The sequence below is a fragment of the Acidovorax sp. GW458-11-26-14-TSB4 genome, assembly GCF_059423865.1.
Map to the genome: position 1 here is coordinate 1 of NZ_JBWKYR010000013.1, position 16,014 is coordinate 16,014.

A 16,014-nucleotide genomic window follows, 5' to 3' on the forward strand; every position below is an offset into this window, starting at 1 on the left:
GGGTCAGGCTGTGTCCGAGCTGGAAGTGGTGTTTGCTCGGCTTTTAGCGGGAAACCTGGGTATTGAGAGGTTCCCCAGCGCCTGCGCCCGGGCACCGTTTCGTGAAATAGTTGCCTGTTCCACGCTTGGGGACATGGCGCCCCCTGATGGTGAAAGCGCCCGATGCGCGCGCCATGGCTACGCCTGCGCGAGATCGAGTATGCCCTGGAAACAGGCCCTGCCAGCACCCGAGATGTTCAAGGAGATGGATGCGCAGCTAAACCCACTTTCCTCTCGCCTTCGACAACCTCGGAAAGCCAAACTCTTTGGCTCGTTGAACAGTCCGATCAATCTCGGTGGGCAGAGCCAGTAGATCAACTATCACTTCGCCTGTCTCGCTAGCCTCATGGGCCTTAGCATTTTTTGCAAATCACTCCACCGACTTATTGCGGCGCACAATTAAGGACCAAACAAGTAGTACAAAAAAAGACAAAAGACCAATCATCAAATCAAAGCTCTTTCCCAAAATAATATCCATAGTCCACGGAAAATCAACAGGGAAAAAAGAAAAAATAACAAGAAATGAATAAAAAAACAAAGAAAATAATGAAAATAATGAGACTCCAATAAAATTGAATTTTACAACACCCCTCAAAGCACTTAAAACAACAACCCCAAAAATAGGAATTATTGTCATAAAAAGTATCACAATCGCAGCAAAAAATTTATCCATCGCCCCCAGCAATAGCCCATCGCGATATATCCACCAATTAACAGCCACCAAGCCCGCGCCAAAAGCTTCAAGCAAAAGAATTGCCAACAACACGCCTTGCGCAGTCGATGCCACTAAATTCCATTTTTTATTCATCAAAAGCCACCCTCTATTTTGGCATGATGTAATTCGTAAAAACATCCAAAATAACATTCGTCAACGTACATTTAGCCTTACAGTTCGCAACTCGGCGCAGTCTATCCCCATCAAGAATATCCTGTCTTTCGGGGTCGCCGCAGGCTTTAACTGAATCACCTTGTGTAAGTTCACAAGTTCTTTCACACTGTTTAACAGCGGACAGAGTGGAGTACGCTCCAACTCCTGTGCCTACGATTCCAACAACCGCAACTACTGGGAAAAGGCCTTGAGGGTCCATGCTCAGAAGCGGGTTGCCCCCCACATACCCAAACCGATTAAACCCACCATCCAGTCCAATCGGATCAGCCTGCGTATACCGCCCCCTCTCCGCACTGTAACTGCGGAAGTAGTTGTAGTGAAGCCCGCTTTCCTTGTCGTAGTACTGCCCCGGATAGCGCAGGTTGAAGGTCACCTCGGGGATGGGGGTGGTGCCCGTGGTGGGGTTGGTGGTTGCGTCGGTGAAGCGCTTGGATCCCAGGGTGGGCTGTTCGTCGCCGAAGGCGCTGTACGCCCATTGCCAGGCCACCTGGCCGTCGGCCTGTGTCAACTTGCGCGGGGTGTTCAGGTGGTCGCTGTGCACGGCATACGCCACCCCATTGACGATGGCGGCAATGGGCATGGGGCCGTTGGCAGTCGGCAGGTAGATGTACTGGGTGGTGCCGCTGCTGTTGCTGCCGCCCATGCCGTATTCGCCCAGCAGGGTGCCGTCCTGGCCGTAGACATACGCGAAGCCGAGCTTTTGCGCGTCGCTGCTGCCGGGGCTCCACAGACGGGTGAAGAATTCGTACGCGGTCTGGATCAGGCCTTTGTCCTGTTCTTTCTCCGCTTCTTCCTGGTCTTCGGGGTCGGCCAGGAGGTTGTTGAGGTTCTTGCCGCTGGTGGTGCTGCCCGAGCCGGAGCCGCCGCTGCCCGAGCTTGCAGCAAACAGCGGTTCGGTCTTGAACACGCGCTGGCCCAGGGCGTTGTGGGCGTACTGAGTGCTGGGGGCGTCTGCGCCCGTGCCAGTGGTGACTTTTTCCAGGCGTTCCTGGCTGTCGTACTGGAAGGTACGCAGGCCGTCGCTCAGCAGGTCGCCGGCGGCGTTGTACTGGTAGGTAACGCTGGTGCTGGCGGTGCTGGCACCTGTTTGGGTCTGGCTGAAGCCGGTCTGTCGGTTGGCCGTCAGGGTGTAGCTGCGGTTGGTGGTGGTGCCTGCGCGCTGCTGGCTGCTGGTGAGGCGGTTACCGTTGGGGTCGTAAGTGTAGGTAACGGCATCGGTGGCCGTCTTGGTGAAGCCGGTGATGCGGCCTGCGCGGTTATAGGTCACCGTCCAGGTGGCGGGGGCCTGGGTCACCGTACTGGCTTGCGCATCTGTGCTGGCGGGCTGCATCAGCGATTGCGTCAAGCTGGTGATTCGGCCTGCGGCGTCGTAGACGTAGCTGCTGAACTCGGTGGCGGTGAGCTGGCCCGCGGTGTTGTAGGTGCGGGTGGCCGGGATGGTGGCTGCGCCGCCGGGCAGGTTCCAGCTCCAGCCGGTGGGCTGACCCAGGGGGCTCCAGGTGATGCCGCTGACCAAGGGTTGGCCGGCCCAGGTGAGGCCGGTGAGTTGGCCTGTGGCGTCGTAGACGTTCTGCAGTACCTGGCCGCCCGGGTAAGTGGTGCTGGCGAGCAAGCCCGTGGTGGCGTCGTAGCTGTAGGCCAGGGTGCGGGTGTCGTTGTTGATGAGCTTCTGGGTCTGGCTCGTCACCCGGCCGTGCACGTCGCGCTGGTAGGTGGTCAGGCCGCTGGCATCTTCGATTTCGGTGAGGTAGCCCTTGCTGGCCGGGGTCTGGTCGTAGCGCAGGGTGGTGGTGCCGCCGCTGTGCACGATGGAGGTGGGGCGGCCCAGCAGGTCGCGGGTGATGGTGGTGGCCTGGCCCAGGGCGTTGGTGATGCTGGCAGGCAGACCCAGGGAGTCGTACTGGGTGCTGCTGCTGCCGCTGTCGGCGCTGGTTTCTGAAGTGGCGTTGCCCAGCGAGTCGCGGGTGTAGTTCGTCACGACCCCATTGAAGTCAGAGACCTTGGTGACGGCATCGAGAGCGTCGTAGGTCAGAGAGACGGTATACCGCCAGAATTCAGGACTTTCAATTTGCGCTATACGGCGCAAGCTATCTCTCGTATAGCTGGTGCGGTCCCCCAGGTCATTGCTGACGGTCGAGACATCTCCGTTGTAATTGAAGCTGTAGCGCGTGGCAGTCTGTGCTCCGGCAACCTCGGCCGTGACACGGTTCATGGAGCTGATGGTTCTGGCCAATTGCCACGCCAGTTGGCCCTGGCCGTTGCGCACTTGCTCGCTGGTGCGATTGCCCATGCTGTCGAGCACATAGGTCCCCGAGTTGCCCCGATTGTCGCTCCAGCCGGTCAGGCGAAAGGCAGCGTCATAGGTGTAGGTCACACTATGCCCGTGGGGCAAAGTGGCTGATGCCACCTGGCCTCCGGGACTGTAGGTGAGTGCAGTCAGCAGCCCCCCACCGGAGCTGCTGAGCAATCGGCCACGACTGTCATAGGTATAAGTGGTCACCAAGCCGTTGGGAGCGGTGTGGCTGAGCACCCGACCACCCAAATCGTGGGTGTAGCTATCTATGTGGCCGATGGCATTGGTGCGCCGGGTGAGGTTGCCCAGCGTGTCATACGCATAGCTGGTGATCCCGCCATTTGGGGCGGTTTCGGTGGCAACAAGTCCAGCGGCGTCGTAGATCCATGCCGTAGTACGGGAAGCACCCCCAGTTCCAGCTTCGGCGATAGTCTGGGTCAGCTTATTGCCGGCGCTGTCATAGGTATAACTGGTGGTTCGTGCGGAATTGGATATGGACGTAAGCAGGGGCAAGTCCGGATGCCAGGTGGTAGTGGTGGTTCTTGCTTCCGGGCGGCCATAGGCCTCCGTTACGCTCAAAGGCAGCCGACGGGCGGTGTCCCATTGGAAGGTGGTGAAGATCCCGTAGAAATCGCTCTCCCAGCCAATCAACCCATCGCTATTTTGGTTGCGCGTCTGCGCATCCGGACGTCCCAGCGCCGAATAGCCACTACCATCCGTTACCGCGAAATAACCATTTTTACGCCCGTATCGATAATTTCGGGTTTGACCCAAAGGATCAACAACGTTCGCACTGGTGCCCAAACTTGGGTACGAAACTGTATATTTGTTGACACCGCCCGCATACTCAGTGCTCACCGCGAGGCCAGCCTGATCATATGAAAATGTGGCAAACCTCTGTCCTTGAATGCTGATGCCGGTAAGAAAATGGGGACTGAAAGTGCTTTCGTAGTGATATCCTCGGGTTTCTCCGCCTGGATAGGTCACCGTCTGAAGCCTGCCATTTGCATCATATGCATAGCTGATGGACGACCCGTTTGACGGCAGAACACTTGTCAGCTTGCCTGCGTTGTCATAGTTGAAGTCCAGAGTCTGGCCAACGTGGTTGCGAACCTGTTTCAACAACCTGTTGGTGTTGTATGTGTACTGGGTCTTCCAGCCATTCTTTCTTGTATTCGAATCCAGAAGATCATTTCTAAAGATCAGCACACTGCCATCGGCTCTGCGCAGTTGATAGTCCTCACCAATTTTTAAAAAGACGTCATTGCCACCAAGAATACGCCAGGGGCCTGGGACTTCTTCGAAGGTATCTCTCACAAGATTAAAACGCTCACCATCAGGCAAATACATTTGAAGCACATTTTCATCGATGTGTTTCAAATAAGCATGGTGATTGTGGCTCCATGCGAACCCCAGCCCTGAGTTTTCATTCTCAACTGCTTTGACCCGGCTGCTACGGAACAGGCGATTCAGCTGAAGGCCAAACATCGATCCACTGGGGTGATCTACCTCAGTCTGGGCTTTTTCGCCTGTTACCGGAAAAATTGGATTTCCGACAATCCCCCCATCTGCTTTTGAAAAGCTTTGATTTGAAAAATCAAAGCTTGGCCTATTTCCGCCGCCACCGCCAATTCCTGGTGCCGCGCACATATTACCACCAGGACTACCTCCCCCATTGTCACCACTTGGAGGCTCTGGCGGAGGTGGGGGAGGAAGCAACGGTGTTACATCTATAGTTCTGACACATCCCCACTCCTTCTTCACCGCATCCTGATAAAACACCCATTCACGCCCGGAAGGATATACGATACCATTTTGATCACAATAACCGTATGCCTGTATGGTTCTATCCATGGACACGTCAGTCCATTGCGCGGTCGTGCGCCGCACATCCCACTTGTACGATGTTGGAATACCGCTAAAGACCGGATACTCCGGCTCAGGCCTTAGATTGAATCCCTCATATACGATACCATTCACACTCCACGAGGCATACCTAGCCTGAACGTCGGCAAATGCCGACGACAAGGTTTCATGGCGCGCATAACCAGGATTAACACCAGCAGAAGTTAGATAATAAACTTTTGCCTTTTTCTTAATTTGCACTTCCTGCGCAGCAGAAGCACCCGCTGCAATGGTCACAGCAAATATTGCACACCTTGCAATGCAATTAATAATACTCACAACCCCTCCCATTTCCCATTTTCCCATTTATTCAAATATATCTTCCACCGAAAATATCAGCAAAACCCTCTGCACCCCACTTTAGCAAACACACGTAAAATATTTATAAAATCCACAAATTTAATGCAACAGAATGTTCAAATCTTGTAAAACGTAGTTTGCTGGCGTCACCCATTTGGGCGATGACGACCCAGAGAGCTGGTCAGCCCCCGTCAGGCAGAGTTGCATGTTGCAGGCGGCAATGCACATGCCAAGTCCCATTCAACTCATGCAGAATGCCGCCACCTGCCCCAAGAGTAGGAAGGAGCTCCATGGAACGCGCCCTTGAACTCGCAGGTTTCTTTGCCGCACACGGCATCTGGTGCGTGGCCGAGGGGGAGCCCCTGACGCCCATGCTGGCACAGGAGTCAGCAGCCTATGGGCGCAACATGCTGCGCTTTGCGGCGGACTAGCTGAAGAAGGCGTGGCCCAGGCGCAGGACTACCTGGACCAGAACCCGGGCCAGGCGGAGCGCGCGGCAAGGGCGTGTCATCGCCCATTTCGCCCCCGCGAAAGCCTGCAGCGCGGCGCAGTGCAAGGCGCCCTGAGTGCCGCGTAGCCCAGCTACGCAAGCGAAGGGCAACGCCGCAATGCGCCGCGCTGTAGGCTTTCCCTTCGGGCTGGCCCCGGCATGCGGCGTCTGCTTTGTCGCACGGCTTGCCAATAGCTCGCTATTGGCTGCGCCGCGCTTCGCGCATCCATCCGCATGCCGGGGCCAGCGCGGGGGTGAAATGGGCGGTGACACGCCCTGTACGACGGCTTCGTCACCCTGCCCTCGGGCCGCACCGATGCGCTGATCATTCTGGTGCGCTCGTACGCCAAGCCGGCGGCCAGTTCGACCACCCTCACCATGGCCGTACCCTACCGCAACGCGCAATCGTCCGCCGGCTTTGCCGTGCACCGGCCCAAGTTCATGGGCTGGCAGGGGCCAGGCACGGCAGACTACCTGGTGCTGGGTGCCGCGTTCTTTCGCGGGGTCGAGTCGCACGAGGCGGCGGCGCCGGTGTGGGCGCAGCACAATGATGATTCGATATGAGGCAGCGCGGCGCCTCGCCTTGCGCACTGCTCAGAGCACGCAAGCCGCCCGATGAACTCCCGCGCCTGCGCCGGCCTGGTGATCTCGGCCCACTGCAGGTGGGCATAGGCCGAGTCGCGCCGCAGCCCCGCAAACTTGACCCGGTTGCGCGCAAAGGTCGAGAACGACCACCACAGAACCGAGTCGCGCCCCGGCCTGGGGGCTAGATGCAAGGCGCCCGTGCGCAGCAAGGCTTGCGCCTTGCAAGCGCGGGCAACGCCGCAGATGGCCCCCAGCGCCGGGCAACCTGAAGGGAAGGCCCTTGCCGGCGCGCCACAGTCGTTGCGCTCCTTGCTTGTGCAAGGGCACACGCTGCGTCACGCGCCTGGATTGGCACCCTGGCAAGGGCCTTCCCGACCCCGAAAACAGGGTGAACAGGCCCTACTCGGAAGGTGGGGGTGATCACCGTCACGCATGACCCGTGCCGCTTGCTGCAGCCAGCATGCCGCATGGTGTATCTTCAAAGATTCGCGCACTGCGCCGCCCGCAACACTTTGTGACACCCTGGGCATGCTACCCCCGAAGTCCCATTGAACGACACCACATTTTCTTTCCCTTCGCCAAGCCGGCCCGCGGTTGATCGCAGCGGCGCCCCTGCCCTGTTGTCCGTGGTCTGCCCCATGTTCAACGAAGAGGCCACGCTGGACCTCTTTTTCGCGCAGCTGCTGCCGGTGCTGGCGCAGACCGGCCTGGCCTTCGAGATCGTGTGCGTGAACGATGGCAGCCGCGACGGCACGCTGGCGCGGCTGCAGGCGCTCACCGCCACGGTGCCGGGCCTGCGGGTGATCGACCTGTCGCGCAACTTCGGCAAGGAGGCGGCGCTGACCGCCGGCATCGACCATGCGCGGGGTGCGGCGGTGGTGCCCATCGATGCGGACCTGCAAGACCCGCCCGAGCTCATCCTGGAGATGGTGCGCCTGTGGCAGCAGGGCTTTGACGTGGTGCTGGCCCAGCGCACGGACCGTAGCGCCGACCATGTGCTCAAGCGCAAGACGTCGGAGTGGTTCTACCGCCTGCACAACCGCATTTCCGACTCGCCGATACCGCCCAATGTGGGCGACTTCCGGTTGATGGACCGCCAGGTGGTGGATGCGCTCAAGCGCCTGCCCGAGCGGCGCCGTTTCATGAAGGGCCTGTTCGCCTGGGTGGGGTTTCGCCAGGCGACGATTCCCTACACCCGGCCGGCGCGCGCGGCCGGAGACACGAAATTCTCGGGCTGGGGCCTGTGGAACCTGGCGCTGGAGGGGCTGACCTCGTTTTCCACCGTGCCGCTGCGTGTGTGGACCTACCTGGGCCTGGTGGTTGCGCTGCTGGCGTTCTGCTATGGGCTCTTCATCGTGGGCCAGGTGCTGCTGTTCGGGCGCGATGCGCCGGGCTATGCCTCGATGATCACGGTGGTGCTGTTCCTGGGCGGGCTGCAGCTCATCGGCCTGGGCGTGCTGGGGGAGTACCTGGGCCGCATCTACATGGAATCCAAGGGCCGCCCGATCTACATCGTGCGCGAGGACGGATCTCCGGCGCAGCAAGACACACCGAAGCAACACCACCATGCGCCCTGAACTCCTTGCCCAGATGGCCGCGGTGCAGCAGACCCACTGGTGGTTTGCCGCGCGGCGCGACATTCTCTCGGCCGTCATCGACGGCCTGGCCCTGCCTTCCGGCCAGCCGCGGGTGCTGGAGATCGGCTGCGGCCCCGGCGGCAACCTGGCCATGCTGGCGCGCCACGGCACGCTGAGCGCCATGGAGTACGCGCCCGAGGCCCGCGCCGCCGCGGCCAGCCTGGGCCTGTGCCCGGTGGAGGCCGGGGGCCTGCCCGAGCCCGTGCCCTTTGCCGATGGCAGCTTCGACCTGGTCTGCCTGCTCGACGTGCTCGAACATGTGGAGCAGGACGATGCGGCCCTGGCCCGCATCGCCCGCCTGCTCAAGCCCGGCGGCCGGCTGCTGGTCACGGTGCCAGCCTACCAGTGGCTCTGGTCGGACCACGATGTGGACCACCACCACCACCGGCGCTACACCGCCGGCCGGCTGCGCGCCAAGGCGGAGCGGGCCGGCCTGGCGGTGCACCGCGTGGGCTATTTCAATACCGTGCTGTTCCCGCTGATCGCGCTGGCCCGGCTGGCGGCCAAGCTCACCGGGCGCAAGGGCGGCAATGCCGACACGGCCTTGCCCGCGCCCTGGCTCAACCGCACGCTGCGCGCCCTGTTCGGTGCCGAGCGCCCGCTGGTGGCGCGCATGGGCCTGCCGTTCGGCACCTCGGTGATTGCGGTGCTGGGGGTGCGTGCGTGAGCCTTGCGCGTTCGGCCATCAGCTTTGCTGCCGTGGGCGTGCTGTCCACCCTCACCCACGTGTGCGTGGCCACGCTGCTGATCGAGTGGCTGGGCACGCGCCCGCCTGTGGCCAATGGCGTGGCCTTCGTGGTGGCCACGCTGCTGTCCTATGTGGCCAACACGCGCTTCAGTTTTGGCGCCCGCCTGGGCGCTGCGACGGCCGGGCGCTTTGCGCTGGTGGCCTGCACGGCCGGCCTGATGAGCATGGCCATTGCCTGGCTGGTGGAGCGCGCGGGCGGCCACTATGCGCTGGGCATCGCGCTGGTGGTGGTGTTCGTGCCGGCCTTCAGCTTCATCGGCCACCGGACTTTCACCTATCGATGACCCCTTCTCAGAGCCTGCCCCCACCGGCATGGCGCATGGGCCTGCTGGCCCTGGCCCTGCTCTGCGCCCTGACGCTGCTGCTGCATGGCAGCGCGCTGCAGGCCCACTGGCGCTGGGACGATGGCACGCACCTGTTCAACGTGACGCAGTACACGCCGTGGTCCGTGTTCCTGGACCCTGAGGTGACGCGTGCGGTCTCGGGCAACCAGCTGGCGCCGTGGAACCTGTTCATCTACCAGGTGAACATCGCCCTGTTCGGCATGCGGCCGATGCCGTTTTACCTGCACCACCTGCTGTCGCTGGCCCTGGCCGCAGCCGCGCTGTACCTGCTGCTGCGCCACTGGCTCAGCCCCTGGAGGGCGCTGCTCCCCGCCGCCCTGGTGCTGCTGGGCGCTCCAAGCGTGCACATGGCCCAGCAGCTGATGGTGGGGCACTACGTGGACGGGCTGGTGTTTGCCTGCCTGGCGCTGTGGGCCCACGTGCATGCCGTGCGCCGCGGGCAATGGCGCTGGGCGGTGCTGGCCGCGGCCCTGTACCTGATGTCCACGCTGTGCAAGGAGGTGTACGTGCCGTGGATCGCGCTGACGCTGTTCGTGCCGCTGCCCGCAGGCTCGCCGCCTGGCATGGTGGCACGCTGGCGCTATGCCCTGCCCTCGCTGGCCGTGGCGCTGGGCTACGCGGTGGTGCGCATCCAGGTGTTCTCGGGCGCGGGCGGTTACCACGACAGTTCGCTCAAGGGCTGGCAGGACGTGCCCGGCGTGCTGCAGACCGTCGCCCGCATGCTGACCGAAGGCCTGCTGGGTGCGGGCGTGCTGGGCTGGGTCGCAACGGCCCTGTGCCTGGCCTGCGTGGCCGCCACGCTGGCGTCGCAGTCCGCACCGGGGCAGCGGCTGCGCGCCGCGGTGGGGCTGGCGGCTGCGGCCACGGTGGTGGTGTTTCCGCTGCTGTTCGTGGCGCGCCCGGGTTTTCAGTGGATGCTGCACGGGCGCATCCTGTTCATTCCCTGGGTGGCCCTGTGCGTGCTGTGGTGCCTGCCCTGGCCGCAGCGGCTGGCGCGCTGGCACACGGCAGCCCTGCTGGTCTTCGTCGCGGCGGCGGCGCAGCAGTCCTTGGCGCAGCGCCAGCACGACCGCCCGATCGAGGCCATGCTCGACGCGCACTATGGCTTCGTGCTCCAGCCCCCGGCCGGCCAGGTGCTGCTGCCCGCCGAGTTCAACTCGCCCGGTTACCTGAGCGCCGTGGCCATGAGCGCCTACGCGGCGCGCCAGCGGATGGAGCCCCTCACGGCGCACCCGGCGCCGGCGCTGCTGCGCCAGGAGCCTGCGGATGCCGCCGAGCGCGCCCGCATCCAGGTCTGGCAGGACGGCTGCCGCTGCTTTGCTCCCCTGGCCAGCCTGGCGCCCGCAGACCAGCAGGCGGCGCTGCAGTCGCAGCTTGCGAGCCAGGCGTTTGGCGTACCCGTGCGGCGCCCCCTGCCCTACCTTGCCAACGCATGGGGTGGTGCCATCGATACCCTCACCGTGGCCGACCGGCAGGTGCGCGTGGCGGGCTGGACACCGACCACCGGGCCGGGGCGCAAGCTGTTCTTCACGGGCTTTGCCGAGACGCCCCAGGTCACCATCACCGGCGTGCAGCGCCCCGATGTGGCCGGTGCGCACCAACGCCCCGACATGCTGGGGTCGGGCTTTCAGGCCACGCTGGATTTTTCAAGCGCCCAGGCCGCGCAGGCCGCCAGCACTGCGCTGTGCGCCATCGTGCCCGGGCAACTGCCGGGGCAGGAGCACCAGTTTCTGCTGCTGCCGATCACGGGCCGACCGCAGCAGTGCGCTGGCGTGCTGATGCCCCCAGCCACCCGGCGCATGTAACAGGATAAAAATGCAGAACCAGGCCACACCCCAACCAAGTCCCTGGAGGCGCAATCTGGCAGTGCTGGGCACCCTGTGCCTGCTGAGCTTCGCGCTGCACAGCAGCGCCCTGCAGGGCTACTGGCGCTGGGACGATGGCCTGCACCTGTTCAACGTCAGCATGTACAGCCCGTGGTCGGTGTTCTTCGACCCGCAGGTGACCCGGGTGGCGTCGGGCAACCAGGTGGCGCCTTGGAATCTGTTCATGTACCAGGTCAACCATGCCCTGTTCGGCCTGGACCCGTTTCCCTACTACCTGCACCACCTGCTGTCGCTGGCCGGCGCAGCGGGCGGCTTGTACCTGCTGCTGCGCCACTGGCTGGGGCGCTGGCAGGCGCTGCTGCCTGCGGCCCTGCTGCTGCTGGGCGCCCCGTCGGCCCACATGGCCCAGCAGCTGATGGTGGGGCATTATCTGGACGGGCTGCTGTTCGCCTGCCTGGGCCTGTGGGCCTATGTGCATGCCGTGCAGCGGGCCCAGTGGCGCTGGGCCTTGCTGGCCGCGGCGTTCTACCTGCTGTCCGCGCTGTGCAAGGAGATCTATGTCCCCTGGGTCGCGTTGACGCTGCTGCTGCCGCTGCCTGGGCGTTCGCCGTCTGGGGCTTCAGGTGCGCCTGCCGTCTCGGGCCCGCCTTCGGCGTGGGACCCGTCCTGGAACATGGCGCGCTGGCGTTTCGCGCTGCCCACGCTGGCCGTGGCCGGGGCCTATGCCGTGCTGCGCATCGGCGTGTTTTCCGGCATGGGGGGGTACCACGGCAGCGCACTTGGGAGTTGGCCGGATCTGCCCGCATTCGCAGCCAAGCTGGTGCACCTGCTCGTCAGCGGCCTGGTGGGCGACGGGGTGCTGGGCATCACCGCGGCCTTGCTGTGCCTGGCATGCCTTGTGGCTGGCCTGGCCGCACAGCCGGCACGCGGGCGCCTGGCCATGCTGGTGGGGGTGGGCACCGTCGCCGTGGTGGTGGTCTTTCCGCTGCTTTTCGTGGTGCAGCCTGGCGTGGATCCGGTCGGCCATACGCGCTACCTGTGGGCGCCCTGGGTGGCCCTGTGCGCTCTGTGGAGCCTGAAGTGGCCCGCCGCCCTGGGGCGATGGCACGCCGCGGCCTGGCTCGTCTTTGCCGCGGCAGTGGGGATGCAGTCCCTGGCGCAGCGCGAGGAGGACCGTGCCGCCAACACCATGTTCGATACCCACTATGCCTTTGCGCTGAACCCGCCGCCCGGCCAATTGCTGGTGCCTTACGAACTCGTCTCCGCGACCTCCACCAGCATCCAGATCATGTATGCGTACGCGGCGCTCAAGCGCCTGGAGCCTGGCAAGACGCATCCCGAGCCGGCGCTGGTGCGCAGGGAACCGGCCGATGCGGCCGAGCGCGCCCGCGTCCGCGTATGGGACGAAGGCTGCCTGTGCCTGGTGCCGCTGGACAGCCGGCCGACCGAAGAGCAGGAGTCCATACTGCAAGCCCACCTGGCCAATGCCACGCATGCCTTCCCCATCGACGCCCCGCCCCCGCGCGTGGCGCATGGCTACGGGGGCTCGATCGACTCGATCACCGTCGAAGGCCGCCACATGCGGGTGAAAGGCTGGACGCCGACCCTGGGCACCGGCCGCAAGATGGTGATGGGCGTCGCCTCCCCGGACATCAAGGTCCGCCTGGAGTCGCTGGTGAGCACCGAGAGGCCGGACGTGGTGCAGGCTTTGCAGCAACCGGGTCTGCTGATGTCGGGCTTCGAAGCCACCCTGGAGTTTGCGGACGAAAAGATGGCGCAGACGGCCAGCAAGATGCGCTGCGCCGTCGTGCTGGGCCACTTGGCGGGCCAGCAGCACCAGTACCTGCTGCTGCCCGTGAAAGGCCACCAGGAATGCGACGATGCGCTGATACCCGAGGCGACCCGGAAGGAGAGTCAGGCCGGATAAGCAGCCTGCGGCAGGCTGGCTTCGGGCAATAACCCAAGCGCTCTTCCGGCGCCGCTGGGGCTGGTGCCCATGCAAGCAGCCGAGGCGCCAAACATTCCGGATGCATCGGCCCGATTTCGCTCCAACCCGAAGGGCAGCGGCTTTGGCAGCCAGTGTGCGGCGTTGCGGCGCTTGCCAATAGCCGAGCTACCGCGCCTTGCACACCACCCGCCAAGGCCGCCGCGCGCCCCCTGGGAGATCACAAACAGGTTCTGAAGGCTTACCGCCCCTTGGACGACGACGGCTTGCCCGATGACAGCGGCGCCTGCTTGCTGCTGGGCGCGCCGCCGAGCTTGCCGCGCGCGGTTTCCAGCGGCGCGGGCAGGCTGCCGCGGGTGGTGGCGATGCCGCCTGCGCGCGTGGCGGCCGGGGCGGGGGGCCGGGCCTTGGGAGCGGGCACCACACGCAGGGAGCCCTCGTCGGCCAGCTTGTCGCGCATGCGGCGCGTCATGGACTGGGTACTGTTGTCCGGTGCGGTAAAGAGGAACAGCGTGCCGTGCGGGCTGGTCCAGGTGAGCTGGGTGCGCACGGCGCGGCCATTGGTGATGAGTTCGACCCATGCGCCGACGACAAATTCGGCATACGGCTCGGCCGGGGCCGCTGGCGCCGCCGCCGGGGCAGCGCTGTCCACGGGGGCCTGGGCGCTGTCGTCGTAGCCAGCGACCGCCGCCACGGAGTCCATGGGGTCGCGCGAGTCCGGCGCGCGGGAGTCCTCGGGGTCGAGGGTGATCTTGGCGAAGTTGGCGCGCTCGAAGGCATCCTGGTGCAGGCCCACCAGGCGCTCCAGGAAGGCACTGGTCTTGGCGGCCGGGTGCTCGATGGTCTGCAGGCCCTCGCGCAGCTTGACGAGCAGGCCGGGGATGGCTTCGGACAGGCGGTCGGGCTCGGTGCGGGTGAGCTCGGGCTGGGCGCTCCAAAGCAGCACGGGCACCAGGGCCAGGTAGCCGCCGGGGTCGTCCTCGCCGCCATCGGCCTGCGAGACCTGGGCCAGGGCCACCACTTCGGCCCAGGGGCCGGCGGCGAAGTCGAGCACGTCGGCGGGCACGCGCTCCAGGTCGGGGAGCTTTCGGATGTCGGCGGCGATCTTGCCGGCCAGCATCTGGCGCTGCTCGGCCTGCAGCTGGGCCTTGTCCTTCTCGACCTGGCGGGCCTTGGCCTTTTGCGCCTGCGAGTTCCAGGCGGCCTGCAGGGCCTTGAGCACGGTCTCGAACGGCGTGGCGTCCTTGATCTCGATGCCGGCCAGGTAGCCCACGGATTCGTTGAGCAGGCGGCTGAAGCGGGCGAAGCCGGGGGCCTTCTCGTCGGGGAAGGCCAGGCTGCGCTGGGTCATCTCGTCGAGCAGCACGCGCGCAGGGTGCCCGGGCTCGGTGAAGAAGCTCTGGTCGCGGCGCACCAGGTGCTTGAGCGCGGGCTCAAGGTTCTGCACGGCACGCTGCACCGACGGCAGCAGGCGCGAATCGCGGGCGATGTTCTCCATCATGCGGCCCACCACTTCGGCGGCCATGGCCGGCGGGTCGTGCGGGGCCACCACGGGCACGGTATAGATCTGCTGGTAGGGCCGGCCCGGCACGGTGTACAGCTGCTGCGGTGCGGTGCCGGGCACGGTGGAAGCCCAGCCGGCCTGGGGCACCACCTGGGGCACGGCCGCCACGGCGGCGACCTGCGGCCCGCCAGCCAGGCGGCCGACCAGGCGCTCGAGCTGGGCCATGTCCTCGATGGCCTCGGCCGCTGCCGCAACCGCCGGGTTGTTGTAGCCGCTGCTGCCGCCCAGGCCCGAATGCATGCTGGCGGGCTGCGAGGGAACCACGCCGGCCATGCCCGGCATGCCACCGCCGCCGCCATAGGAGCGCGGGTCGAACGGGTCGCCGCCGGCCAGCATCTGGCGCAGGATGCCCACGGTGAGCAGCGCCTCTTCGGCGGCTGCGGCCTGCGGCGACATCATGGGGGGCATCTGGGGCTCGCCGCTCCAGTTGTTGTTGGGGTCCCCACTCCAGTTGTTGTTGCCGCCGCCATAGCCGCCCCGGCCATAGCCGGTGTTGCCATATCCGGTATTGCCGTAGCCCGGGCTGCCATAGCCGCTGGGGCCGGCCATGGGGCCGCCGTGGCCATGGCCCACATAGCCGCCACCATTGCCACTGTGGCCGCCGCCCTGCAGGCCGCCGTAGCCGGTACGGCCACCGGGTGCGCCGACGACGGCGTAGCCCACGGGCTCCACGCCGTTGTCGCGCAGGCTTTTGACCATGCCCTTGTATTCGTCGACCAGCAGTTTGCCCAGCAGGTCGCGCATGTGCTGCATCCACAGCCCGCGCACCTCGGCGTTCACGCCGGTCTCGCCCACCACCTGCTGGAGGGCGCGGATATAGCTTTCGGGCCGCAGCGGGTTGCGCTCGGGCTGCACGCTGCGCAGGCCCTGGGCAGAGCTGACCAGGGTGTTGAGCTCGGCCAGCACCGCCTCCGTGGCGTGCGCGGCCAGTTGCTGGGCACGGGCCAGCTCCACCTGGTTCTGCACCTCGCTCTCGTCCATGAGCGAGAGCTCGCCGAAGTCCATGCCCATGTCGTCGGCAGGCCGCGCCTTGCTGCCGGGCGCGGCGGCCGGGCCTTCGGCGAATATTTCCAGCAGGGCCATCGAGTAGCCCTTGACCAGGGCCGCCTCGTGCTGGCCCAAGAGGCGCAGGCTGTCACTGGCCAGGTTGCGCTGCTGGATGTTGCGGACGGTGCTCTCTTCGGCGGTCAGCGCGCTGCGGGTGACCGCGACCAGCTTTTCCATGAGCGCCTCGCCACCACGCACGGCGTTGACCACGCAGGCACGGAAAACGGTTCTCGATCGGGACGCGGACTGGGACATGGGTCGGATGAGGGCAAGCGGGAAGGGGAAAACCGAAAAATCGTTTCCAGCTGCAATCCTACTTGACCTGAAGACCCTGTGCACAAATCCCCGCCGGCCGGTGGCCACAGAGCCCCCGGCGGCGGGCAGCGGCTTTACATATCCTTA

The 16,014-nt window shown here is 64.7% G+C and carries 10 protein-coding genes; 7 read left to right on the forward strand and 3 right to left on the reverse strand.

The annotated features are described in order from the left end of the window. Nucleotides 1-409: 409 nt before the first annotated feature. Nucleotides 410-847 (reverse strand): hypothetical protein, encoded by a 438-nt coding sequence (locus AC07X5_RS22605; protein ID WP_494771924.1) that lies wholly within the window; start codon nucleotides 845-847, stop codon nucleotides 410-412. A gap of 13 nt (nucleotides 848-860) precedes the next feature. Continuing rightward, the gene (locus AC07X5_RS22610; RefSeq protein WP_494771925.1) at nucleotides 861-5,432 is read right to left on the reverse strand and encodes an RHS repeat-associated core domain-containing protein; all 4,572 of its coding nucleotides are present in this window, start codon (nucleotides 5,430-5,432) and stop codon (nucleotides 861-863) included. A 284-nt stretch (nucleotides 5,433-5,716) separates the two neighbouring features. On the opposite strand from AC07X5_RS22610, the gene AC07X5_RS22615 reads away from it, so the two are divergent. The 7 genes from AC07X5_RS22615 (at nucleotide 5,717) to AC07X5_RS22645 (ending at nucleotide 12,983) form a co-directional block, all read left to right on the forward strand. After that, complete coding sequence (locus AC07X5_RS22615; protein ID WP_494771926.1) at nucleotides 5,717-5,857, forward strand: hypothetical protein; 141 nt, start codon at nucleotides 5,717-5,719, stop codon at nucleotides 5,855-5,857. A 437-nt stretch (nucleotides 5,858-6,294) separates the two neighbouring features. After that, a complete protein-coding gene (locus AC07X5_RS22620; RefSeq protein WP_494771927.1) occupies nucleotides 6,295-6,480 on the forward strand; it encodes a hypothetical protein in 186 nt (61 codons plus the stop codon). A gap of 638 nt (nucleotides 6,481-7,118) precedes the next feature. After that, entirely contained in the window at nucleotides 7,119-8,078 is a 960-nt protein-coding gene (locus AC07X5_RS22625; protein ID WP_494772036.1) for a glycosyltransferase family 2 protein, read from the forward strand. Continuing rightward, nucleotides 8,068-8,805: a class I SAM-dependent methyltransferase gene (locus AC07X5_RS22630; protein ID WP_494771928.1), complete on the forward strand. Its 738-nt coding sequence runs from the start codon at nucleotides 8,068-8,070 to the stop codon at nucleotides 8,803-8,805. Before AC07X5_RS22625 ends, AC07X5_RS22630 begins: the two co-directional genes overlap by 11 nt. Beyond that, nucleotides 8,802-9,170 carry a GtrA family protein gene (locus AC07X5_RS22635; RefSeq protein WP_494771929.1) on the forward strand — a complete coding sequence of 123 codons (369 nt, stop codon included), beginning with the start codon at nucleotides 8,802-8,804 and terminating at the stop codon, nucleotides 9,168-9,170. The genes AC07X5_RS22630 and AC07X5_RS22635 overlap by 4 nt, the downstream gene beginning before the upstream one ends. After that, complete coding sequence (locus tag AC07X5_RS22640; RefSeq protein WP_494771930.1) at nucleotides 9,167-11,035, forward strand: hypothetical protein; 1,869 nt, start codon at nucleotides 9,167-9,169, stop codon at nucleotides 11,033-11,035. The genes AC07X5_RS22635 and AC07X5_RS22640 overlap by 4 nt, the downstream gene beginning before the upstream one ends. 61 nt (nucleotides 11,036-11,096) lie before the next feature. After that, on the forward strand, nucleotides 11,097-12,983 hold the full coding sequence (locus tag AC07X5_RS22645) for a hypothetical protein (protein WP_494771931.1): 1,887 nt from the start codon (nucleotides 11,097-11,099) through the stop codon (nucleotides 12,981-12,983). Nucleotides 12,984-13,242: 259 nt separating this feature from the next. Here the strand turns inward: AC07X5_RS22645 and AC07X5_RS22650 are convergent, their stop codons facing one another. Further along, nucleotides 13,243-15,867 carry a DUF1631 family protein gene (locus tag AC07X5_RS22650; protein ID WP_494771932.1) on the reverse strand — a complete coding sequence of 875 codons (2,625 nt, stop codon included), beginning with the start codon at nucleotides 15,865-15,867 and terminating at the stop codon, nucleotides 13,243-13,245. Nucleotides 15,868-16,014 lie beyond the last annotated feature (147 nt).